At 70.1% G+C, this 23385-nt stretch carries 21 protein-coding genes; 6 read left to right on the plus strand and 15 right to left on the minus strand.

Features of this window, described 5'->3' with window-relative positions; translation table 11 throughout:
- Positions 1-3: 3 nt before the first annotated feature.
- Entirely contained in the window at positions 4-660 is a 657-nt protein-coding gene (locus tag E7742_RS08735) for a cysteine hydrolase family protein (protein WP_137798594.1), read from the plus strand.
- A 438-nt stretch (positions 661-1098) separates the two neighbouring features.
- On the plus strand, positions 1099-1428 hold the full coding sequence (locus E7742_RS08740; RefSeq protein WP_137798595.1) for a transglycosylase family protein: 330 nt from the start codon (positions 1099-1101) through the stop codon (positions 1426-1428).
- Between the two features lie 67 nt (positions 1429-1495).
- Here E7742_RS08740 and E7742_RS08745 read toward each other — a convergent pair whose 3' ends face one another.
- The 13 genes from E7742_RS08745 to E7742_RS08805 form a co-directional block, all read right to left on the minus strand.
- Entirely contained in the window at positions 1496-3349 is a 1854-nt protein-coding gene (locus tag E7742_RS08745; protein WP_137798596.1) for an ABC transporter ATP-binding protein/permease, read from the minus strand.
- 86 nt (positions 3350-3435) lie between these two features.
- Positions 3436-4278: an acyl-CoA thioesterase gene (locus E7742_RS08750; RefSeq protein ID WP_137801108.1), complete on the minus strand. Its 843-nt coding sequence runs from the start codon at positions 4276-4278 to the stop codon at positions 3436-3438.
- A gap of 67 nt (positions 4279-4345) precedes the next feature.
- Positions 4346-5764, minus strand: coding sequence for a pyruvate kinase (gene pyk, locus E7742_RS08755; RefSeq protein WP_137798597.1), 1419 nt, complete (start codon positions 5762-5764; stop codon positions 4346-4348).
- Positions 5765-5836: 72 nt separating this feature from the next.
- Positions 5837-7342 (minus strand): glutamate synthase subunit beta, encoded by a 1506-nt coding sequence (locus E7742_RS08760; protein ID WP_137798598.1) that lies wholly within the window; start codon positions 7340-7342, stop codon positions 5837-5839.
- Positions 7335-11924 carry a glutamate synthase large subunit gene (gltB, locus tag E7742_RS08765; protein WP_137798599.1) on the minus strand — a complete coding sequence of 1530 codons (4590 nt, stop codon included), beginning with the start codon at positions 11922-11924 and terminating at the stop codon, positions 7335-7337. Before gltB ends, E7742_RS08760 begins: the two co-directional genes overlap by 8 nt.
- Before the next feature lie 272 nt (positions 11925-12196).
- Positions 12197-12892, minus strand: coding sequence for a TM2 domain-containing protein (locus E7742_RS08770; protein WP_137798600.1), 696 nt, complete (start codon positions 12890-12892; stop codon positions 12197-12199).
- Positions 12885-13886, minus strand: a complete 1002-nt coding sequence (gene lgt / locus E7742_RS08775; protein WP_254699292.1) for a prolipoprotein diacylglyceryl transferase — start codon at positions 13884-13886, stop codon at positions 12885-12887. Before lgt ends, E7742_RS08770 begins: the two co-directional genes overlap by 8 nt.
- A gap of 5 nt (positions 13887-13891) precedes the next feature.
- Positions 13892-14695 (minus strand): tryptophan synthase subunit alpha, encoded by an 804-nt coding sequence (trpA, locus tag E7742_RS08780; RefSeq protein WP_137798601.1) that lies wholly within the window; start codon positions 14693-14695, stop codon positions 13892-13894.
- Complete coding sequence (gene trpB, locus E7742_RS08785; RefSeq protein WP_137798602.1) at positions 14692-16014, minus strand: tryptophan synthase subunit beta; 1323 nt, start codon at positions 16012-16014, stop codon at positions 14692-14694. The genes trpA and trpB overlap by 4 nt, the downstream gene beginning before the upstream one ends.
- A 60-nt stretch (positions 16015-16074) precedes the next feature.
- A complete protein-coding gene (trpC, locus tag E7742_RS08790; RefSeq protein WP_137798603.1) occupies positions 16075-16884 on the minus strand; it encodes an indole-3-glycerol phosphate synthase TrpC in 810 nt (269 codons plus the stop codon).
- A gap of 79 nt (positions 16885-16963) precedes the next feature.
- Entirely contained in the window at positions 16964-17632 is a 669-nt protein-coding gene (locus E7742_RS08795; RefSeq protein WP_137798604.1) for a TIGR02234 family membrane protein, read from the minus strand.
- Complete coding sequence (locus tag E7742_RS08800) at positions 17625-19226, minus strand: anthranilate synthase component I (protein WP_137798605.1); 1602 nt, start codon at positions 19224-19226, stop codon at positions 17625-17627. Before E7742_RS08800 ends, E7742_RS08795 begins: the two co-directional genes overlap by 8 nt.
- 70 nt (positions 19227-19296) lie before the next feature.
- A complete protein-coding gene (locus E7742_RS08805) occupies positions 19297-20064 on the minus strand; it encodes a dioxygenase family protein (RefSeq protein WP_137801109.1) in 768 nt (255 codons plus the stop codon).
- Between the two features lie 154 nt (positions 20065-20218).
- Between E7742_RS08805 and E7742_RS08810 the strand changes: the two genes are divergently transcribed.
- Positions 20219-20713, plus strand: coding sequence for a MarR family winged helix-turn-helix transcriptional regulator (locus E7742_RS08810; protein ID WP_137798606.1), 495 nt, complete (start codon positions 20219-20221; stop codon positions 20711-20713).
- Between the two features lie 8 nt (positions 20714-20721).
- Here the strand turns inward: E7742_RS08810 and E7742_RS08815 are convergent, their stop codons facing one another.
- Positions 20722-20901: a tautomerase family protein gene (locus E7742_RS08815; RefSeq protein WP_137798607.1), complete on the minus strand. Its 180-nt coding sequence runs from the start codon at positions 20899-20901 to the stop codon at positions 20722-20724.
- 63 nt (positions 20902-20964) lie between these two features.
- On the opposite strand from E7742_RS08815, the gene E7742_RS08820 reads away from it, so the two are divergent.
- Positions 20965-22029 carry an NAD-dependent epimerase/dehydratase family protein gene (locus E7742_RS08820; RefSeq protein ID WP_137798608.1) on the plus strand — a complete coding sequence of 355 codons (1065 nt, stop codon included), beginning with the start codon at positions 20965-20967 and terminating at the stop codon, positions 22027-22029.
- A 25-nt stretch (positions 22030-22054) separates the two neighbouring features.
- Here the strand turns inward: E7742_RS08820 and E7742_RS08825 are convergent, their stop codons facing one another.
- The gene (locus tag E7742_RS08825; protein WP_254699206.1) at positions 22055-22519 is read right to left on the minus strand and encodes a DUF6098 family protein; all 465 of its coding nucleotides are present in this window, start codon (positions 22517-22519) and stop codon (positions 22055-22057) included.
- A 188-nt stretch (positions 22520-22707) separates the two neighbouring features.
- Here E7742_RS08825 and E7742_RS23165 point away from each other — a divergent pair, with 188 nt between their 5' ends.
- Positions 22708-22863 carry a DUF6131 family protein gene (locus E7742_RS23165; RefSeq protein WP_175420442.1) on the plus strand — a complete coding sequence of 52 codons (156 nt, stop codon included), beginning with the start codon at positions 22708-22710 and terminating at the stop codon, positions 22861-22863.
- A gap of 47 nt (positions 22864-22910) precedes the next feature.
- Positions 22911-23384 carry an SRPBCC family protein gene (locus E7742_RS08830; RefSeq protein WP_137798609.1) on the plus strand — a complete coding sequence of 158 codons (474 nt, stop codon included), beginning with the start codon at positions 22911-22913 and terminating at the stop codon, positions 23382-23384.
- Position 23385 lies beyond the last annotated feature (1 nt).

A 23385-nucleotide genomic window follows, 5' to 3' on the forward strand; every position in this document is an offset into this window, starting at 1 on the left:
ACCATGACGGACGATCCGGCCCACCTCGACGAGTTCGTCCGACCCCACTGGGAGTCGTCCGCGCTCCTGGTGGTCGACATGCAGAACGACTTCACCGACGACGGCCCGCTGCCCGTCGCCGGCACCACCGGCGTGGTGCCGGCGCTCGCCTCGCTGGCGGTCGCCTTCCGGCGAGCCCGGCGACCGATCGTGCACGTCGTCCGCCTCTACGCCGGCGACGACGTGGATCTCGTTCGCCGAGGGGCGATCTCGCGAGGCGATGCCGTCGTTCGCCCCGGGTCGGCGGGATCCCTGATCGTCGACGCTCTACTGCCCGGCGGTGCGCCGCCGCTCGACCACGAACTCCTCCTCACCGGCGCCGAGCAGCCCCTGGGCCCCCTCGAGACGGCGATGTGGAAGCCGCGGTGGAGCGCATTCCACCGCACCGCCCTCGACGCACGGCTCCGCCGGGCCGGCATCGACACCGTGGTGGTCGCGGGCTGCAACTTCCCGAACTGCCCGCGCGCCACCCTGTTCGACGCGTCCTCTCGCGACTACCGCGCCGTCGTCGCCACGGACGCCACGTCCGGTGTCGACGACGCTCGGCTCACGGATGCCCGCGGGATCGGCGTGGTGCCCCTCGGGGTCGTCGACATCGCGCGTCGCGTCGCCGCCTTGTGACCGGCCCGTTCGCGCGGTTGGCCCACCGGCGTCCGGTTCGCGCCCCATGACTCGATGACGTCACGCGAGTGCTTCGCGCCGGTCTCGAAGTGACGCACGTCACCCCCTGCCAGTGACGCTCGTCACGGTTTGGACCCGGATGCATGTTTCCCGCGATCCCTCGATCCGCCGCCCACCTGGGGGCATGGCGGGACGCCGTCCGCAATGCGGGACCGCCGTCCCAGAAAATCGGCTGGTGACTGGCCGCGCGATCCGTCCTAGCGTCGTGACCGGCTCGACACACCGAGCACCGTCCCGCTTCACAGCTGTTCCGCCCCAGCGGGATCGGATACGGGAAAACCTTCCAGGGGCACGACGAGGCACGCAGCTCCGGCCGACTCGAACGCAGCGTCGGCACACACCGGAGTCCTCGTCATCAACCACGGAGAGGACACACGCATGTCGAAGTACACCGTCAAGCGCACCATCGGCACCGCAGCGGCGGCCACCGCGCTCGTCGCAGCACCACTGACCATGACCACCTCGGTGGCCAACGCGGCCTCCGGCGACTGGGATTCGGTCGCACAGTGCGAGAGCGGAGGAAACTGGGGCACCAACACCGGCAACGGGTACTACGGCGGCCTGCAGATCAGCGCCGACACCTGGAATGCGCACGGCGGTAACGGATTGCCGCACAACACCTCCCGCGAGGCACAGATCCAGGTGGCGGAGTCCATCCTGGCGAGCCAGGGTTCCGGCGCCTGGCCGACCTGCGGACAGTACCTCTGACCCGCACCGGGGGCCTTTCACGCGCGTACGTGAAAGGCCCCCGGGCTCGGCATCAGCGATGTTCCGCTCAACTGAGAGCCAGTTCCGACAACTGCCACGGACCGTTTCCCAGCAGTTCGAGCCGTCGCGTGTGGTGCCGGTCGACGGTGCTGCGGTGGCTGACGCTGAAGATCATGCACTCCGGCACGTCCTCCCGGACCAGCCGGTAGAGCTGGCATTCGAGTCCCTCGTCGACGGCCGAGGTCGCCTCGTCGAGGAACGCCACCTGCGGCCGGATCAGCACGATGCGCGCGAAGGCCACGCGTTGCTGTTCCCCCGGCGAGAGTATCGACGACCAGTCCGCGTGCTCGTCCAGCCGGTCCACCAGGTGTCCCAGCGCCACCTTGCCCAGCACGTCCCGGATCGCGTCGTCGCCGAGATCGCCGGCCCGCGCCGGGTACGCCACGGCTGCCCGCAGGTCGCCGAGCGGAAGGTACGGCAGTTGCGAGAGGAACAGGGCGTCCGAGCCGGTCGGCCGGCGCACGGTCCCGCCGGCGTAGGGCCACATCCGCGCCAGGGTACGCAGGAGCGTCGTCTTCCCGGAACCGGACGGCCCCGACACCAGCAGCGCGTCGCCGGGAGCCAGCCGCAGCGTCAGGTCCTCGACGAGGGGACGCCCGTCCGGCCGCTCGACGCGCACCGCGGACAACTGCACCTCGCCCTCGACGCTTTCGGTGCGCACTGCGGGCAGGTCGCGGGACCGCGCGTCGGAGTGGAGGAGCCCGTCCAACCGCACGAGGGCGGCGCGGTAGCCCGCGAAGGTGTCGTACGACTGCCGGAAGAACGACAACGAATCGGACACCTGACCGAAAGCCGTTGCGCTCTGGGTGATGTCGCCGAGCGTGATCGTTCCGGCGAAGAACCGAGGAGCCTGGACGAGCAGCGGGAACACCACCGCTACCTGACTGACACCCAGGTTGAAACCGTTGAACTTCAACGTTCGGAAGACGATTCGCCACGCGTTCGCGATCACCGCGGTGAAGCGCCCGAGCAACCCCGACTTCTCCACCGTCTCACCGTGATAGAACGCGACGCTTTCTGCGCGGTCCCGCAGCCGAACCAGCGCATAGCGGAAGTTCGCGGTCAGTCGTTCGTCGAGAAAATTCAGGCGGATCAGCGGGCGCCCGATCCGGAAGGCGACGACGGTCGCCGTCAGGACGTAGACGTACACCAGTACCACCATCGCGCGGGGCACCTCGACGCCGAACAACGACATGGGCCCGGACAGGTCCCAGAGGATCTTGGTGAAGGCCACCACCGAGGTGACCGCAGTGACCAGCCCCATCGACAACGACTGCGTGATGGTGGTCATGTCGGTGACGTCGGCCTGGATACGCTGATCCGGGTTGTCGATGCCGCTGTCGACGAAGCGTCCGCGATAGTAGGCGCGCCCATCCAGCCAGTCCGACGCCACGCGGTCGGTGAGCCACACCCGCCAGCGGATGACGAACGCCTGCCCCACGTAGTAGTCCAGCAGCGAGCGGACCACGTGCACGGTCGCGAGGACCGCGAAGACCGCGATCGACCGCCAGAACGTCGACTTCGCCTCGGCGAGCGCCACGCTGTCGCCGCCCGAGAATGCCTGGGCGGCGTACTGCAACGAGGTGTACATCTCGTTGCCCTGATACGACAGCAGAATCGTCAGCCGCACACCCAGGACGGCCAGGAAGAGCATCACCGCGACCGTCGCCCACGTGCGCCGGCTGTCGCGTCCGGAGAAGTAGGCGCCCGAGACCGTCCAGAACTGTCGGCCCCACCGAGTGTGGCGGGCCAGCAGGTACCCGACGGTCACCAGACAGACGATCGCGATCGCGAACGCCCGTGCGGTCCAGAGGAGGCTCGCGACCGCCTCGTGATTCCAGTCGATCGGTTCGCTGCGCATGAGGCTCCCCCATCGGCGACGGCGTGCCGGCTCGGAAGAACCAGAATTCTATCGGCCCCCGGCCGACCCCGATACGGGTTCGACGGTCATCGCCGCGGGGGGAAGTGCCTGATCACGCCCTCTTGGACAACCGTCGCGATCAGCTGTCCGTCCCGGGTGAAGAAATGCCCGGTCGCCAGGCCGCGGGAGCCGGAGGCCACCGGCGATTCGGTGGCGTACAACGCCCAGTCGTCGAAGCGGAACGGGCGATGGAACCAGATGGAGTGGTTGACGGTGGCCGCGACGATCCGGTCGAGCCCCCAGGACAGGCCGTGGGTGGTCAGCACGGAATCGAGCACCGTCGTGTCGGAGGAGTAGGCCAGCGCCGCCGCGTGCACCCACGGATCGTCCGGCAGGGATCCGTCCGCCCGCAGCCACACCCGGTTGTGGTTCAGCCGTTCCCCGGTGCCCTTGAGCACCCAGGTGGGGTCGTTGGCGTACCGCATCTGCATCGGCTTGAGCGCGTCGACGAACACGCGCAGACGATCCTCGTACCCGACGATGTGATCGTCGAACGAGGGCAGCGTCTCCGGTGCGGGCACCGCAGGCATGTCGACGCCGTGTTCGAGACCGGTGGTCCAGTCCTGGAACGCCGCGAACATCGAGAAGACCACGTTGCCGCCCTGGTAGGCGGTCACCTGACGGTTCGCGAACGCCCGCCCGTCCCGGTGCCGGTCGACGCGGAACTCGATGGGCGCCTTCACGTCGCCGCCCCGAATGAAGTGGGCGTTGAGCGCGTGGACCGGACGATCGCCGTCGACCGTCCGGTCCGCGGCCACCAACGCCTGTGCCGTCAGCTGCCCCCCGAAGGTGCGGCTGCCGACCTGCCGCGGGTGATGCCCCAGGTACGTGTCCTCGCCGATCTGCTCGAGATCCAGGAGCGAGAGCATCGTCTCCAGATCCGCCGACCGCGGCGCACGCACGTCCGCACCCAGATCGCTCACCCGGCTACCCCTTCTAGTGGTCTTCCTCCCCGATCCGGTGGACGTGGATCAGGTTGGTCGAGCCTACTGTGCCGGGCGGCGAACCCGCGACGATCACCACGAGATCCCCGCGGTTGTAGCGGCCGAGGGACAGCAACGCGTGATCGACCTGGAAGAACATCTGATCGGTCGAATCGACCGGATCCACGATGAACGTCTCGGTACCCCACGAGAGCGCCAACTGGCAGCGCACCTCCTCGAGCGGGGTGAACGCCAGCAGCGGCAGCGGCGAGTGCAACCGCGCCAGCCGGCGGACGGTGTCCCCGGACTGGGTGAAGGCCACCAACGCCTTCGCGTCCAGGCGCTCACCGATGTCCCGGGCGCCGTAGGAGATCACACCGCGCTTGGTGCGCGGCACATGGGTGAGCGGCGGCACCCGCGCGGGATCGGTCTCGACGGCCTCGAGAATCCGAGCCATCGTCTGCACCGTCTCCATCACGTACTTGCCCACGGACGTCTCGCCCGAGAGCATCACCGCGTCCGCACCGTCCAGGACCGCGTTCGCGACGTCGGACGCCTCGGCGCGGGTGGGACGGGAGTTCTCGATCATCGATTCGAGCATCTGGGTCGCCACGATCACCGGCTTGGCGTTCTCGCGGGCGATCTGGATGGCCCGCTTCTGCACCAGCGGCACCTGCTCGAGGGGCAACTCCACCCCGAGGTCGCCGCGGGCCACCATTACCGCGTCGAACGCCAGCACCACGGCCTCGAGGTTCTCGATCGCCTCCGGCTTCTCGAGCTTGGCGATCACCGGGACCCGCCGGCCCACGCGGTCCATGACGTCGTGCACCAGTTCGACGTCGGCGGGCGAGCGCACGAACGACAGCGCGATGAAGTCGACGCCCAGGCGCAGCGCGAACTCGAGGTCGGCGATGTCCTTCTCCGACAGCGCCGGAACCGAGACGTTCATCCCGGGCAGCGAGACGCCCTTGTTGTTCGAGACGGGGCCGCCCTCGGTGACGCGGCACACCACGTCGTCACCCTCGACGGCCTCGACCACGAGCCCCACCTTGCCGTCGTCGACCAGCAACCGGTCGCCGGGACGGGCGTCCTCGGCCAGCTGCTTGTACGTGGTCGAGACGCGGTCGTGGGTCCCCTCGCAGTCGGCGACGGTGATGCGGATCTGTTCGCCGGTCTCCCACACGGTCCGGCCCTCCACGAACCGGCCGAGGCGGATCTTCGGACCTTGCAGGTCGGCGAGGATACCGACCGCGCGGCCGGTCACCTCGGACGCCTTGCGCACCCGCCGGTAGTTCTCCTCGTGATCGGAATGTTCACCGTGGCTGAAGTTCAGTCGCGCGACGTCCATCCCGCTCTCGACGAGCTCACGGACGCGGTCACCGGTAGCAGTAGCAGGGCCAAGAGTGCAGACAATCTTCGTGCGTCGGGTCACGAGCAAAGCCTAGTCAACTTCAGGAACGAACTCTATTCGGCAGGCGAACGACCGGTGACGTCCCGGTGATCGTCAGACGACCGTCAGCGGCAGCGCCGTCGGATGCACCGGCGCGGGCAGTTCGGACCCTCCCGTCAGATAGACGTCGACGCCCCGCGCGGCCGACCTGCCCTCGGCGATCGCCCACACGACGAGTGACGCGCCGCGGTGGGCGTCCCCGCACACGAACACACCGGGAGTGGCGGTCTGCCAATCCGATCCACACGAGAGCGCGCCTCTCCTGTTCGTCTCGAGCCCGAGGTCCCCGAGCAGGGGCCCGGTCTCGATCCCCTCGAATCCGATCGCGAAAAGTGCCAGATCGCAGGGTAATTCGATCTCCTCCCCCACGGGCACGATCATTCGCCGACCGTGTTCGTCGCGGCCGAGTCGCACCTCGGCCAGGACCATCGACCGCACGTGCCCTTCGGCGTCACCCAGAAAGCGTTGCACCGCAACCTCGTACCGGCGCACGCCGCCCTCTGCGTGCGCCGGGGAGGTGCGTAGCACCATGGGCCACGCGGGCCACGGTGTCGATCCCTCGTCGCGTTCGGTCGGCAGCGCCGGGTGGTAGTCGAGCTGCGTCACCGACAGCGCGCCCTGCCGGTGCGCAGTGCCCAGGCAGTCGGCTCCGGTGTCGCCGCCCCCGATGATCACGACGTGCTTGCCCCGCGCGGTGATCGGGGACGGGCCGTCCCCCTCGCACTCGTGGTTGGAGGCGACGAGATGCTCCATCGCCAGGTGCACGCCCTCGAGGTCGCGGCCCACGACGTCGCGGTTGTCCCGCGCCTTCAGCGCGCCGGTCGCGAGAACCACCGCGTCGAACCGGGACGTCAACGCCGACACCGGAAGTTCCACACCGACCTCCACGTCGGTGACGAAATGCGTTCCCTCCACCCGCATCTGCGTCAGCCGGTGATCGAGGACGGACTTCTCGAGCTTGAACGCCGGGATGCCGTACCGCAGCAGACCACCGAGACGGTCGTCGCGCTCGTACACCGTCACCTCGTGCCCGGCCCGCGTGAGTTGCTGGGCCGCCGCCAGTCCTGCGGGGCCGGAACCGACGACCGCGACGTGCCGGCCGGTGTGCACGGTGGGCAGAACCGGGCCCACCTCACCCTTCTCCCAGGCGATGTCCGCGATGGCCTGCTCGATCCGTTTGATCGTGACGCTGCCCGTGGTGTGGGTGTCGGCGAGCGACAGCACGCACGCGGCCTCGCACGGTGCCGGGCAGATCCGGCCGGTCACCTCGGGGAAGTTGTTGGTCGCGTGCAGACGCTCGGCCGCCGCGTCCCACCGTCCGCGCCGCACCAGGTCGTTCCACTCGGGGATGAGGTTGCCGAGCGGACACCCGGCGCTTCCGGAATGGCAGAACGGGATGCCGCAGTCCATGCAGCGGGTGGCCTGCTCCGCGACCTCCCGCTCGCGTTCGGCTGCAGGTTGCGGCTCGTACACCTCGCGCCAGTCGTGCACGCGCTCGGTCACCGGACGTTTGCGCGCCTCACGCTTGTCGATGTGCAGAAAACCCTGCGGATCAGCCACGAGCCGCCTCCATGATCGCGGTGTCGACGTCCAGGCCCTCGGCCTTCGCGATCCTGGTGGCCTCGAGAACCCGCTGGTAGTCGATCGGCATGATCTTGGTGAACAACGCGGACCGGCGCGGCCAGTCCGCGAGGACGGAGGCCGCGACCGCCGACCCGGTCCAGCGCAGGTGCTGCTCGACCACCGAACGCAGCCACCGCAGGTCGTCCCCGTCGGGTTGTTGCAGTGTCACCATCGCGGTGTTGATCCTCGTGGGGTCGGCGTCCAGGACGAACGCGATCCCCCCGGACATCCCGGCCGCCATGTTGCGTCCGATCGAGCCGAGGACGACGACCCGGCCTCCCGTCATGTACTCGCACGCATGGTCTCCGACGCCCTCGGCCACGGCCAGCGCGCCAGAGTTCCGCACGCAGAACCGCTCGCCCACCCGGCCGCGGAAGTATGTGTCGCCGGCCGTCGCGCCGTAGAGCAGCGTGTTGCCGGCGATCACCTGCGTCTCCGGCAGGAACAGCACGTCCTCGGCGGGCCGGACGACGATCCGGCCTCCCGAAAGCCCCTTGCCCACATAGTCGTTCGCATCGCCGACGAGGTCGATCGTGATCCCGGGAGGCAGGAACGCCCCCAGCGACTGGCCCGCCGATCCGTCGAGCTGGACCCGGATCGTGTCGTCGGGCAGGCCGGCCGCCCCGTACCGCCGGGTCACCTCCGATCCCAGCAGGGTGCCCACGGTCCGGTTGACGTTGCGGACCGGCAGTTCCAGCCGCACCGGGAGCGCGTCCTCGAGCGCTCCCTCCGCCAACTGGATGAGGGTCCGGTCGAGCGCGAGGTCCAGCCCGTGTTCCTGCGCCCGCACCCGGCGCCGCTGCGGCCGGCCGGGAACCGACATCGGTTCCTCGGAGGCGAAGATCGGACGCAGGTCCAATCCGCGGCTCTTCCAGTGCGCCACCCCGGCCGCGGTCTCGAGCAGTTCGGGGTGGCCGACGGCCTCGTCCACGCTGTGGAACCCCAATTCGGCGAGGCGTCGGCGGACCTCCTCGGCGACGAATCGGAAGAAGGCCTCCACGAACTCCGGACGCCCGGTAAACCGCTTGCGCAGTTCGGGGTTCTGCGTCGCCACCCCCACCGGGCACGTGTCCAGGTGGCAGACCCGCATCATGATGCAGCCGGCCGCGACGAGTGGCGCGGTGGAGAATCCGTATTCCTCGGCGCCCAGCAGCATCGCCACCACGACGTCGCGGGCGGTTCGCAGGCCGCCGTCGCACTGCACGGTGATCCGGTCCCGCAGACCGTTGAGCGCCAGCGTCTGCTGCGCGTCGGCCAGGCCGATCTCCCACGGCAGTCCCGCGTGCTCGAGCGAGGTCAGCGGCGAGGCGCCGGTGCCGCCGTCGTGGCCGGAGATGAGGACGACGTCGGCGTGGGCCTTGCTCACCCCCGCGGCCACGGTGCCCACGCCCACCGAACTGACCAGCTTGACGTGCACCCGCGCGTGTTCGTTCGCGTTCTTGAGGTCGTGGATCAGCTGCGCGAGGTCCTCGATCGAGTAGATGTCGTGGTGCGGCGGCGGCGAGATCAACCCCACCCCCGGCGTCGAGTGCCGGGTCCGGGCGATCCACGGATACACCTTGAAGGCCGGCAGTTGACCGCCCTCGCCGGGTTTGGCGCCCTGCGCCATCTTGATCTGGATGTCGCTCGCGTTGACGAGGTAGTCGCTCGTGACGCCGAAGCGGCCGCTGGCGACCTGTTTGACGGCGCTGCGTCGGAGCGGATCGTGCAGCCGGTCGACGTCCTCGCCGCCCTCCCCCGAGTTCGACCGTCCCCCGATCCGGTTCATCGCGACGGCGATCGTCTCGTGCGCCTCCGCGGAGATCGAGCCGTAGCTCATCGCACCGGTGTTGAACCGCCGCAGGATCGCGGCGGCGGGTTCCACCTCGGCCAGCGGTACGGGCGGGCGTAGTCCGCGCCGGAACTCGAACAGCCCGCGCAGGGTGCCGCCCTCCGCGGACAGCCGGTCCACCTCCTCGCTGTAGCGGGCGAACACGTCCTCGCGGCCGGTGCGGGTGGCGTGCTGGAGCAGGAACACCGTCTCGGGGGTGAACAGGTGCAGTTCACCCCCGCGCCGGTACTGGTAGATACCCCCGACGTCCAGGCGCCGGTGCACGCGCGACGACGGGTTCTCGGGGTAGGCCTCCCGGTGCCGAAGCCCCACCTCGCGCGCGAGGACGTCCAGGCCGACGCCGCCGAGCCGGCTGACGGTGCCGGTGAAGTACTCGTCGACCAGGTCGTGCGCGAGTCCGATCGCCTCGAAGACCTGTGCGGCCGTGTAGGACCCGACCGTCGAGATCCCCATCTTGGACATCACCTTGAGCACACCCTTGCCGAGTGCGTTCAGATAGTTGCGGACCGCGACCGACGATTGCACGCCGCTCAACTCGCCCTCGGCGACCAGGTCCTCGATCGATTCCATCGCCAGATACGGGTTGACGGCCGCGGCACCGAACCCGATCAACAGCGCGATGTGGTGCACCTCCCGCGCGTCCCCGGACTCGACGACGAGCGCCACCCTGGTCCGTTCCTTGGTGCGCACCAAGTGGTGGTGCACTGCGGAGACGGCGAGCAGCGACGGGACGGGCGCGTGCAGATGATCGGAGTCGCGGTCCGAGATCACCAGCGTCCGGTAACCGTTCGCGATCGCCGCGCTCGCGGCCTCGCGCAGGTCCTCGATCGCGTCGGCCATTCCCTCGCCACCCCGGCCGGCGTCGTACAGAGCGTGCAGGACGGTGGCGGCATGGCCGGGACAGTCGCCGTCGGCGTTGACGTCGATGATCCGGCCGAGTTCGTCGTTGTCGAGCACCGGCCACGACAACACGATCTGCCGGCACGACGCGGCCGTGGGGGCGAGCAGATTCTGTTCGGGCCCCATCACCCGCCGCAGCGACGTGACGATCTCCTCGCGGATGGCGTCCAGCGGCGGGTTGGTGACCTGGGCGAACAGTTCGACGAAGTAGTCGAACAGCAGACGCGGCCTCTTCGAGAGCACCGCGATCGGGGTGTCCGTGCCCATCGACCCGAGCGGCTCCGCCCCCGCGGTCGCCATCGGGGCGAGCAGGACGCGCTGCTCCTCGGCGGTGTAGCCGAACACTTGCTGCCGGCGCATCACCGCCTCGTGGTCGCGCGGGGTCCTTCCCCGGCTCGGGACCGTCCGGAGGTCGAGCAGGCCCGCGTGGAGCCACTCGGCGTACGGTTGCTCGGCCGCGAGGGCACCCTTGATCTCGTCGTCGGGCACGAGACGACCGGCGGCGGTGTCGACCAGGAACATCTGGCCGGGCTCGAGCCGACCCTTGGCGACGACATCGGACTGCGGGATCGGCAGGACACCGGCTTCGGACGCGAGCACGACCCGCCCGTCCGACGTCTGCCACCACCGGCCGGGCCGCAGGCCGTTGCGGTCTAGTACCGCGCCGACGACGGTGCCGTCGGTGAACGTCACACAGGCGGGGCCGTCCCACGGCTCGAGCAGCGATGCGTGGAACTGGTAGAAGGCCCGCTTCTCGTCGCTCATCGCCGGATGGTTCTCCCACGCCTCGGGGATCATCATGAGAATCGCGTGCGGGAGCGAACGGCCGGCCAGGTGGAGCAGTTCCAGTACCTCGTCGAAGGACGCCGAGTCCGACGAGTCCGGAGTACAGATCGGGAACAGCCGCTCCAGGTCGCCGGGGATGAGATCGCTCGCCAACATGGCCTCCCGCGACCGCATCCGGTTCCGGTTGCCGCGCACGGTGTTGATCTCACCGTTGTGCGCGATGTAGCGGAACGGGTGCGCCAGCGGCCACGACGGGAAGGTGTTGGTCGAGAACCGGCTGTGCACGACGGCGATGGCCGTGGTCATCCGAGGGTCGCGCAGGTCCGGGAAGTACCGCGCCAACTGCGCCGTGGTGAGCATGCCCTTGTACGTCAGCGTCCGGCTCGACAACGACGGGAAGTAGACGGCGGTCCCGGTGTCCTCGGCGGCCGGGGTGACCCGTTCGGCGCGTTTGCGCAGTCCGTAGACCCGCCGGTCCAGCTCCAGCCCACCGGCCCGTTCCCCGCCGTCCGCCGGCGCGGTGACGAACAGATACGTCATGTGTGGCATGCACGAGAGTGCGGTGGCACCGATGTCGGCGCCGATCGGATCGACGTGCACGTCGTGCCACCCGAGGACCCGGACGTTCTCCTCCGCGGCGATCTCGGCGACCCGGCGCTGCGCGTGCACCCGTCGATCGGGATCCTGCGGCAGGAAGCAGATTCCGGCGGCGAACGTGGGCTCACCGGTGGCGAGCGGCGGCGGCAATGCGAAGTCGACGAGATCGCGCAGGAAATCCACGGGCAGTTGGACGAGGATTCCCGCTCCGTCGCCGCTGTTGACCTCGGCACCCGCGGCGCCGCGATGCTCGAGGTTGTCGAGTGCCAACAGCGCGTCGGCGACGGTGCGGTGCGAGCGGCGCCCGTGAATGTCGGCGACCATCGCCACCCCACACGAATCGGATTCGCGATCGCCGACGTAGAGGCCCGCGGCACGGGAATCGGGTTGCCGAGAGAACAGCACCGAACACCTCCACACCGGTCCAGCCTCGAAGCGGGGCCTCGCTGCGGGCCATCGCGCGTCGCGCACTTCTCCGGCGGCTCCCTGGCGGGGGTCGCCCATTACGGGTGCCGACTGCATCGATCGGGGTCCACCGGCACTGCTGTCGACCCGTGAAGGTTGCCGGAATCGCTTCCCGGCCGGGTCAGTTTACCAAGCTGGTGCCGTCCGAAGCGATGGCGAAAAATGCCGCACCGCCCACGCGGAGAGGGCGCGGGCGGTGCGTACGGGACGGGTCAGCTGCGGAGCTTGCGTCCCTGCGCGTCACGGACGTTGCCGGCGAGCATGACGATGCCGTCGATCACGGGCCACACGACGCCAAGACCGCACGTGAGCCACGTGACGGCGATCTGGCCGATCGCGATGCCCGTGTGCCCGGTGTAGAAGCGACCGGCGCCGAACGCGCCGAGGAAGACCTGCAGCAGTCCGGCCGCGACCTTCGTCTTGTCCGACAACGGCTCCCCGGTGAGCGGATCACGACCGTACGGTGCGCCCGGATCTCCGTAACCGCCGTAGGCGGGCGGGTACGCCCCGGGGGCGGAGTAGGCCGACCCGGCGGGATACGACGGCGGCGCGGACGGCGGAGGCGGAGGGGGCGTCGGCCGGCCGTACTCGGGCTGCGGCGTCCCGTAGACGGGCCCGGGGGACGGCGGCAGCGGGTCGCTCGACGGCGGCGGATAGCTGGGTCCGCTGCCCCAGCCCGGACCGTTGCCGACACCGGAATAGGTGTCCCAGCCGGGGCCGGCGGAATTGCCTCCCGACGGCGGCACCGCGGACGTGCCGGAGGTCGACTCCGTCATCGACGCGTCGGCCGTCGGGTCGTAGTCGAACGGGGAACCGAATTCCGGGGGCGTGGGTTCCGACGACGCGTCCGCCCAGCCCTGCTCCCGGGGCTCGGGCGCGTCGTCGCCGGGCTTTCGGTCGTCACTCATTTCTGCTCCCCTTCACATCGGAACCGCCCCGGTCGGTCGGGTCGGCAACGCCGGACGCATCGGTCTGGTGGTCGACGCCGGAGTCGGACCGCTCACCGGCACCCACGGCCGCGGTCGCGCGGTCGGCTCGGTGCGGCTGCAACTCCTCGGGAGCCTCCCGGCCCTTGGTCGCGAGCACGAAGTAGGCGACCGCACCCACGAACACGAGGGCCGACGTGAACGAGTTGACCCGGATACCGAGGATGTGGGTCGCGTGATCCGAGCGCATGAGTTCGATCCAGAACCGGCCGGCGCAGTAACCCGCGACGTAGAGCGCGAACAGGCGCCCGTGACCGATCCTGAACCGGCGGTCGACGATCACCAGGAGCACGACCACCAGCAGGTTCCACACCAGCTCGTACAGGAAGGTCGGATGCACCACCTGCTGGACGACGCCGTTGGAGACCCCGTCGAGGGTGTCGACCCGGCCGGCCGCGTCGGTGCGCTCGTAGATCTCGAGGCCCCACGGCACGGTGGTGGCGCGTCCGTACAGCTCCTGGTTGAACCAGTTGCCCACCCGGCCGATCGCCTGCGCCAGCACGATGCCCGGCGCGATGGCGTCACCGAGGGCCGGCAGCGGGATGCCGCGGCGCCGACAGCCGATCCACGCTCCGACGCCACCGAGGAGCACGGCGCCCCAGATGCCGAGGCCGCCCTGCCAGATCTTGAGCGCATCCGACGGTCGGCCGTCCGCCCCGAAATAGGTCGACCAGTCGGTGATCACGTGGTACAGCCGGCCGCCGACGAGACCGAACGGCACGGCCCAGATCGCGATGTCGAGGACCGTGCCCTTCTCGCCGCCGCGGGCGACCCAACGGCGATCGCCCCACACGATGGCGACGACGATGCCGACGATGATGCAGAGCGCGTACGCGCGCAACGCCAGCGGCCCCACGTGCCACACACCCTGCGGTGGGCTCGGGAGGTACGCGAGCAGTTCGGTCGAGGTCACCATCGAAGTCACGACGCCACGGTAGCCGAGCGCACACCCTCCGCCAGTTCGGCCGTGAGCGTCCGCACCGCCCCGAGGCCCTGCTCCACCGCCGACACGATCGCCGACCCCACGATGACGGCATCCGCGTAGGACGCGATCTCGGCGGCCTGCGCGCCCGACCGCACACCCAGCCCGACGCCGACGGGGATGTCGGAGTGCGCGCGGATGCGGGCGGTGAGCTCGGGGGCCATCGAGGAGACGCTGTCGCGCGCGCCGGTCACGCCCATCGTCGACGCCGCGTAGATGAAGCCGCTGCTGGCGTCGAGGGTCTTCGCCAGCCGCTCCTCCGTGGACGACGGCGCGACCAGGAAGATGCGGTCGAGGTGGTGCTCGTCGGAGGCGCTCATCCACTCACCGGCTTCCTCGGGGATGAGGTTGGGAGTGATCATGCCCAGTCCGCCCGCCGCGGCGAGGTCACGGGCGAACGCGTCGACGCCGTACTTGAGTACCGGGTTCCAGTACGTCATGACGACGGCCTTGCCGCCGACGGACGCGATCTGCTCGACGATCGTGAACACGTCGCGCACCCGGACCCCGTTGCGCAGTGCCGTCTCGGCGGCGTGCTGGATGGTGGGGCCGTCCATCACCGGGTCCGAGTAGGCGACGCCGACCTCGATGATGTCGCAGCCGGAGTCGACCATCGCCTTGAAGACGTCGATGGACCCGGCGACGTCGGGATAGCCGGCCGGAAGGTAGCCCACGAGCGCGGCGCGATCCTCCGCGCGGCACTGGGCGAACGTCGGCGCCAGGCGCGAATCTCGTTGGCTCACTTGGTGGTACCTTCCTCGGTCGAATGTGCTGCATCGGTGGTGCCCGGCTCGTCGTCGAACAACCCGAACCACTTCGCCGCGGTGTCCATGTCCTTGTCGCCGCGGCCGGACAGGCTCACGACGATGATGGCGCCGTCACCGAGCTCGCGCCCCAGCTTGAGTGCGCCCGCGACCGCGTGCGCCGACTCGATCGCCGGGATGATGCCCTCGGTGCGCGAGAGCAGCAGCAGCGCGTCCATCGCCTCGGTATCGGTGATCGGCTCGTACGACGCGCGGCCGGTGTCCTTGAGGTACGCGTGCTCGGGTCCCACCCCGGGGTAGTCCAGGCCGGCCGAGATCGAGTGCGACTCGATGGTCTGCCCGTCCTCGTCCTGCAGCAGGTACGAGTAGGCGCCCTGGAAGGCGCCGGGGGTCCCGCCCGCGAAAGTCGCTGCGTGCCGACCGGTCTCGACGCCGTCACCGGCGGCCTCGTACCCGACCAGCTTGACCGAGGGGTCGTCGATGAAGGCGTGGAAGATACCGATCGCGTTCGACCCGCCACCGACGCACGCCACGACCGCGTCGGGCAGGCGGCCGGTGGACGCCTGCACCTGCGCGCGGGCCTCGAGTCCGACGATGCGCTGGAAGTCGCGCACGATCAGCGGGAAGGGGTGCGGGCCGGCGGCGGTTCCGAAGCAGTAGTAGGTGCGATCGGCGTTGGTGACCCAGTCCCGCAGGGCCTCGTTGATCGCGTCCTTCAGCGTGGCCGAGCCGGTCTCGACCGAGACGACGTCGGCACCCAGCAGACGCATCCGGGCGACGTTGAGAGCCTGGCGCGCGGTGTCGACGGCGCCCATGTACACGACGCACTCGAGTCCGAGCAGCGCGCACGCCGTCGCCGTGGCGACCCCGTGCTGGCCGGCGCCGGTCTCGGCGATGATCCGGGTCTTGCCCATGCGCTTGGCGAGCAGCACCTGACCGAGCACGTTGTTGATCTTGTGAGAACCGGTGTGGTTCAGGTCTTCTCGCTTGAGGATGATGCGCGCGCCGCCCGCGTGCTCCCGCAGTCGGGTCGCCTCGAAGATCGGCGACGGACGCCCGGTGTAGTCGCGCTGCAGCCGATCCAGCTCGTGCAGGAACGAGTCGTCCGCGCGGGCCTTCTCGTAGTCGGCGGTGACCTCCTCGATGACCGCCATGAGCGCCTCGGGGACGTGCCGTCCACCGAAGACGCCCCAGTGGCCGCCGGGATCGGGATCGTGGCCGGATCGCTCGGTCAGACCGACGCTGGCGGTGGGCAGATTCCCACCCTTGGAGACGAGGGCGTCATTCCGTGAAGTCACCCCTCCAGTCTGCCCCACCGCCGCCGAGAACGAATGGTCGGGTCCGGATCCGCGCGGCCGTCAGCGAGCGGGCTTGGGGCACGACGGATGCGCGCCCGCGGTCACGAGCTCGGCGACCGCCGCACGCGGGTCGCCGCTGGTCACCAGCCCCTCACCGACGAGCACGGCGTCCGCGCCCGCGCCCGCGTACGCGAGCAGATCCCCGGTGCCACGCACGCCGGACTCCGCGATCTTCACGACGTCGGTGGGCAGTCCCGGCGCGATCCGCCCGAACGTGTCCATGTCGACCTCGAGGGTCTTGAGGTTGCGGGCGTTCACACCGATGACGCTGGCGCCGGCTTCGAGGGCCCGATCCGCTTCCTCCTCCGTGTGCACCTCGACGAGCGCGGTCATGCCCAGTGATTCGGTGCGCTCCAGCAGCGAGGTCAGCACGCTCTGCTCGAGCGCCGCGACGATCAGCAGGATCACGTCGGCCCCATGGGCCCGGGCCTCGTGGATCTGGTACGGGCCCACGATGAAGTCCTTGCGCAGGACCGGGATGTTCACGGCGCGGCGCACGGCGTCGAGATCGGCCAGCGACCCGTGGAAGCGACGCTCCTCCGTCAGGACGCTGATCACCCGCGCCCCACCCGCCTCGTAGGCGGCCGCGAGCACCGCGGGGTCCGGGATGTCGGCGAGAGCACCCTTCGATGGGCTCGCCCGCTTGACCTCGGCGATCACCCCGATCCCCGACGCGCGCAGAGCGGCAGCGGCATCGAGGGCGGGCGGTGCGGCGGCCGCGGCAGCCTTCACCGCGGCGAGATCGAGAACGGCTTCGCGGGCGGCGACATCGGCGCGCACCCCGTCGAGAATCGAGTCGAGAACGGTCATCGAAGGCCCCGAGTCCTTTCCGGCATGTCAACCGATGTGAGGAAGCTCATCGGATCTTGACTCAGCCTAGAGGTTGCAGTTAGTCACCCTCCGGGCGGGTACCCGGAGCACCGGGGTGCTTCTCCCCGTCGTCGGTCGGGTCCTCGCCCGCGTCGAGCGCGTCCCACAGCATCCGCTGGGTTCGCGGCTGCTCGTGGCCCTCCCCGGCACCGCGACGCGCGGTGGCCTCGCGTCGGGCCGCCGGGCTGTCGTACTTCGACGAAAGCCCTCCCGTCGCAGCCGGTTTGCGGACGAGGACTCCGGCCGCCGCGAGCGTGAGCAAGGACCCGAGCAGGACCAACAGCGCGGGCGCGGTCGCGACCTCGGTCGCCACGACCTGCGTTCCGACCCGCTCGAATCCCGCGATGTCCGCGGCCTGCTCGTCCGATGCGCCCCCGGTGAGCAGGCCCAGCGCCGGCAGCGCCGCGACGACCGCGACCACCGCGACGAGGACGCCGACGACGCGTACCACCCAGCCCCGGACCGCGAACGCCGCGGCGATCGCGGCGACGAGCACGAGCGCGAGCGGGGTGGTGGCCGCCGCCCACGTTCCGCCGTCGAGTTCGGTCACACGGTCCACGCCCAGGCCGTCGGACGAGGTGACCGTCACCCAGGTCATGCGCGAGGAACCCCACAGGCACAGCGCGGCCAGCGCCAGCAGCAGCGCCGCGATTCCCGTCGCGCGCCTACCGGCCTTTCTCTCACTCACCACTGTTCACCTCCGTGCGACCGCCGAAGGGCCGCAGCGTCTGCGCCGCAGCGATGGCACTGAGCACGGCCATCGCCTTGTTCCGGGCCTCGGTGTCCTCGTAGACCGGATCGGAGTCGGCGACCACTCCCGCACCGGCCTGGACGTACGCCGTGCCGTCCTTGACCAGTGCCGTGCGGATGGCGATGGCGGTGTCGGCGTCCCCCGCGAAGTCCAGATAGCCGACGATACCGCCGTAGATTCCCCGGCGCGTCGGCTCGAGCTCGTCGATCAGTTCCATCGCGCGCACCTTGGGCGCCCCCGACAGCGTGCCCGCCGGGAAACACGCGGTGACGGCGTCGAGCGCGTGCTTGCCCGCAGCCAGGCGCCCGGTGACGGTCGAGACGAGGTGCATTACGTGGCTGTAGCGCTCGATGTGGCGGTAGTCGTGGACCTTCACGGTGCCGGGCTCGCACACCCGGCCGAGGTCGTTGCGGCCGAGGTCCACCAGCATCAGGTGCTCGGAGTTCTCCTTCTCGTCCGCCAGCAGATCCTTCTCGAGCAGAATGTCGTCCTCCTCGGTGGCGCCGCGCCACCGGGTGCCGGCGATCGGGTGCGTGGTCGCGGTCCCGTCCTTGACCGTGACGAGCGCCTCGGGGCTCGACCCGACGATCGAGAACGCGGTCTCACCGTCGGCGCCCGGCACCTGCACCAGGTACATGTAGGGACTCGGGTTGGACGCACGCAGCATCCGGTACACGTCGATCGGCGCTGCGTCGCAATCCATCTCGAAGCGTTGCGAGAGCACCACCTGGAAGGCCTCCCCCGCCTCGATCTCACCGATCAGCCGGCGCACGTCCGCACCGAAGCTCTCGGTGGTGCGCTGGCGTCGGTACTCCGGCTGCGGCCGCGCGAACGTCGACACCGTCGAACTCGCGGGGGCGGCGAGGGCATCGGTCATCCGGTCGAGGCGGGCGATCGCGTCGTCGTAGGCGGCATCGACGCGCTCGTCCGAGCCGTCCCAGTTCACCGCGTTCGCGATGAGCGTGATCGCCCCCTCGTGGTGGTCGACCGCGGCGAGATCGGTGGCGAGGAGCATCACCATCTCGGGAATCCCCAGATCGTCCACGGCGTGCGTGGGCAGCCGCTCGAGCCGGCGGACCGCGTCGTATCCGAGGAAGCCGACCATGCCGCCGGTCAGCGGCGGCAGGTCCGGCAGCCGTTCGCTGCGCAGCAACTCGAGCGTCCGTCCGAGTGCGACGAGGGGATCGCCACCGGCCGGCGCGCCCGCGGGCACACTGCCGTACCAGGCCGCCTCGCCGTCCCGCACGGTCAGCGCGGCGGGGCTGCCGGCACCGATGAACGACCACCGCGACCACGACCGGCCGTTCTCGGCGGACTCGAGCAGGAAGGTCCCGGGCCGGTTGTCGGCCAGCTTGGTGTAGGCCGACAGCGGAGTCTCCGCGTCCGCCAGCACCTTTCGAGTGACGGGAACCACCCGGTGTTCGGCGGCCAGCGCGCGGAACTGCTCACGCGTGGTCGTCGAATCGTGGGGGGCCGCCGCCCGGGCGGACGCCGAGGGAGCTGCTGGGATGGTGGTGGACTCGCCGCGCATGCCCCCCATCATCCCAGGAGGACCGTGCGGGTCCGCCGCCAAGGGTCCCGCGCGCCGGGACCGGCACGCGTCAGGCGACCTGGATCGATCGCTTCGCCAGTCCCATCCAGAACCCGTCGATCACCTGCCGGGGAGCCAGCGCGGGATCGCTCGACGCGCCCAGCGTGACGAACAGTGGAGCGAAGTGCTCGACCGTCGGATGCGCGTACGGCATGCCGGGCGCCTGCGCGCGGAAGTCGATCAGCGCGTCGACGTCGCCGGCGGCCAGCCGTTCACCGGCCCAGGCGTCGAAGTCCGCGGACCAGCCCGGCGCGACCGCGTCGGGGGACGGGTCCCGCAGAAACGGCAGCCCGTGTGTCGTGAAGCCCGATCCGACGATCAGCACGCCCTGCTCGCGCAGCGGTCGCAGGCGCCGCCCCAGTTCCAGCAATCGCGCCGGGTCCAGGGTGGGCATCGACACCTGCAGCACCGGGATGTCGGCATCGGGGTACATCACGGTGAGCGGTACGTAGGCGCCGTGGTCGAGGCCGCGCCCCGGGGCCTGACGGACGGGCTCGTCGTCCGGCATCAGGGCAGCGACCTGCCGCGCCAGATCCGGTGCGCCGGGCGCCGTGTACGTCACGTCGTAGAAGCGGCGGGGAAAGCCACCGAAGTCGTACACGAGCGGGGTGCCGGTCTCGGTCGCACCGATCGTGAGCGGCGCGGACTCCCAGTGTGCCGAGATCACGAGGACGGCCGTGGGTCGAGGCAGTCCGGCGGACCACCGGGACAGTTCGGCCACCCACCGTTCGCTGTCCACCAGCGGGGGCGCGCCATGACTGAGGAAGAGCGCCGGCATGTCACTCACAGAGGAACTCCTTCGTTGAAGCTTCAACCTAACATGCCCATGAACGCGCGGATCCGGTCGCCTGTTCCCCACCGCGCGCGGGGTCGGTCCCGGTTTGACACCCTGGAACCCGAGAATCGGCTTCCACTGATCGGAGAACGACCCGATGGGCGCGCAGAACAGCACCGAGACCCCGTGGCTCAGCGAGGCCCAGCAGGACGCGTGGCGGGTCCTCGTCTCGCTGATCACCAGGTTGCCCGCCGCGCTCGACACCCAGTTGCAGCGCGACTCGGACCTGACGCACTTCGAGTACTTCGTCCTGGCCGTACTCTCCGAGTCTCCGGAGCGCCGCCTGCGGCTGTCCGAGCTGGCGGGTCAGGCCAACGCGTCGCTCTCCCGCCTGTCGCACGTCGTCACGCGCCTCGAGAAGCGGGGCTGGGTACGCCGCGAGACCGTGAGCGGTGTCCGCGGCGCGTTCGCCGTCCTCACCGACGCCGGCATGGCCAAGGTCGTCGAGGCCGCACCGCAGCACGTCAGCACGGTGCAGGCACTGGTCTTCGCGGGCCTCGACGACGATCAGGTCGCGCAGTTGCGGTCGCTCGGCGCCGCGTTGGTGGCCCAGCTCGACGAGGGCATCGCGGCCGGCACCGGAAAGGCCTGAGCGCGGATCTAGCCGAGCGGTTCGCCGCCGACCCCCCAGTTCTCGCGGGGCACCTCGTCGATGGTGACCCACACCTTCGACGGGTCCTTGCCCGCGGCGTCGGCGTACGCCTGCGTCACCGCGGCGATCACTGCGCGCTTCTGCTCGGTGGTGAGTCCGGGGGTCTGGCTGATCTGTATCAACGGCATGCGTGGATTGTGCCAAACGACCCGCCCAGGATTACCGTCCGCGATCCGGGGTATTCGACGTCCATGACAGCTGATTCGGGACTACGCGTCGTCGTCTTCGGAGCCACCGGCAACGTCGGCACCAGTGTCGTCGAGGCGCTCGGTGAGCAGTCCGCGGTCGCCGAGATCGTGGGAGTGGCGCGGCGCCCGGTCGACGTCCGGTATCCCAAGACGACCTTCGTGACCGCGGACACCACCACCTCCGACCTCCACGGCATCGTCCGGGGGGCGGACGTCGTGATCCATCTGGCGTGGTTGTTCCAGCCGACCCACCGGCCCGAGGTCACCTGGGAGAACAACGTTCTCGGGGCGATCCGGGTGTTTCGCGCGGTGGCCGACGAGCACGTTCCCGCGCTCGTGTACACATCGTCCCTGGCGGCCTACTCGCCCGGCCCGTCGGACCGGGCGGTGTCCGAGGACTGGCCGACGGACGGCTGGCCCGGCGCGGCGTACCCGCGAGAGAAGTCGTATCTCGAACGGTGGCTCGACACGTTCGAGCTCCGCCACCCCGACACCCGTGTGGTCCGGATGCGGCCGTGCTTCCTGTTCAAACGGCAGTCCGCGACCGAACAGCGCAGGCTGTTCATCGGCCCGTTCGCACCGGGCCGGCTGGTGCGCCGGGGACTGGTCCCCGTCGTGCCGCTCGTCTCCGGCTTGAAGGCGCAGGTGCTGCACACGAGCGACGCCGCGGACGCGATCGTCCGCGCGACGCTACGCCCGGTGCACGGCGCCTTCAACCTGGCCACGACGCCTGCGGTCGACGGCCACTACCTCGCGGACCTACTGGGCGCACGTCCCGTCCGATTGCCCCGGCGCGCACTGCGATTCGCGGCGTGGGTGGGGTGGCACCTGCGGGCGGTGCCGGCGTCCCCGGGCCTGCTCGACACGGTCCTGCAGTTGCCGCTGCTCGACAGCACCCGGGCGGAGTCCGAACTCGACTGGCATCCGCGGATCACGCCCCGGGAGACGCTCGAGTCCTTCCTGGGCGGACTGCAGGACGGCGCCGGCCTGCCGACACCGCCGCTGGCCCCAGACTCCCCGCGCCGTCGGCTCGGCGAGTTGTCGAAGGGCGTGGGCGAGCGGGCCTGAGCCGAGGCCGTCCGGCCGGGGACGTCTAGGGCGTCGGCCGGCCGAACCGGTCGTACAGGCGGGCCGCCTCGTCGAGCACCGACCGGTCGATGCGGGCCAGGGGACGGAACTGGACGACCAACGGTTCGAGATCGAGGCTGTGCCCGATGACCGTCCCGGTCAGCAACCACGGAAAATTCCCGCGCTCCTCGTCCAGACCACAGGACCGGTGCAGGCGCCGGGCCACCCACTCCTCCGCCGAGCGCGGCCACCACGGCTCGGGTGACAGTGGCGTCACGGTGAGGCCCGGCATGTCGACCCCGGACCCACGGTCCCGGCTCCTACAGTCCGCCGCGTCGGCGGCGGGGCCGGGCGAATAGCGCAGATACATCCCGTGCGTGGTGACCGTCAGCGCGACCAACTCGTCCAGCGTCGTGAGCCGGACGAGCCGGTCCGCGGGCCGTTCGGGCTCGGCCGCCGGACCCGCCACCTCGTCATCTCGAACTTCCACGGTCCACGAACTCCTCGACCACACGTGGGGACGAACACCGACAGCCGCGGGGTACCCACGCGACCGCGGCGTCAACCGTGTTCCGCGACGTTTCACTTTCCGCCGGTCTGGGCATACCCACTGCGAGTGGATCTCCGGGCACCCCGTCAGGGCGCCGGATCCACCCCGAACGAAGGTGAGGTGCGGTCATGATCGTGCTGGGCTTGATCTTGCTGGTCATCGGGTTCCTGGCGGGAATCCCGATCCTCTGGACCATCGGCATCATCCTCGTGGTGATCGGGGTGATCCTCGCACTGCTCGGCGCCACCGGACGCGCCGTCGGCGGCCGCCGCTACTGGTACTAGCGCGCCGGGCGAGCACTCCGAACGAACAGCCGAAGCGAGAGGCGTACATGAGATTCGAGGCGCACTGGGAAACCACCGCGTCCCCCAGCCGGGTGTGGGACGTACTGGCGGATGGTTGGCAATATCCGGGATGGGTCGTCGGCGCGTCCCGAATGCGGGCGGTCGACCCCGACTGGCCCGCCCCGGGCACTCGCATCCATCACTCGGTCGGGTTGTGGCCGTTCCTGATCGACGACCACACCGAGGTTCTCGAGGCCGATCCCGGCCACTCCCTCACGCTCATCGCCCGAGCCAAGGCCTTCGGGCGCGCCCGGATCGAGTTGCAGGTGCGCCCCAACGGCGTCGGCAGCGTGATCGAGATGGGCGAGCATCTCGCGTCCCCCCCGATGTCCTGGTTCCCGCAGAGCGCGGTGGAACTTGCTGCGGTGCCACGGAACCGGGAGTGCATTCGTCGGCTGGCGCTGCTGGCGGAGGGCCCGGCGCATCCCGGTGACGGCTCGACGGCACCGAGACTCGGGTAGC

This window comes from Rhodococcus sp. SGAir0479, from assembly GCF_005484805.1.
GTDB lineage: Bacteria > Actinomycetota > Actinomycetes > Mycobacteriales > Mycobacteriaceae > Prescottella.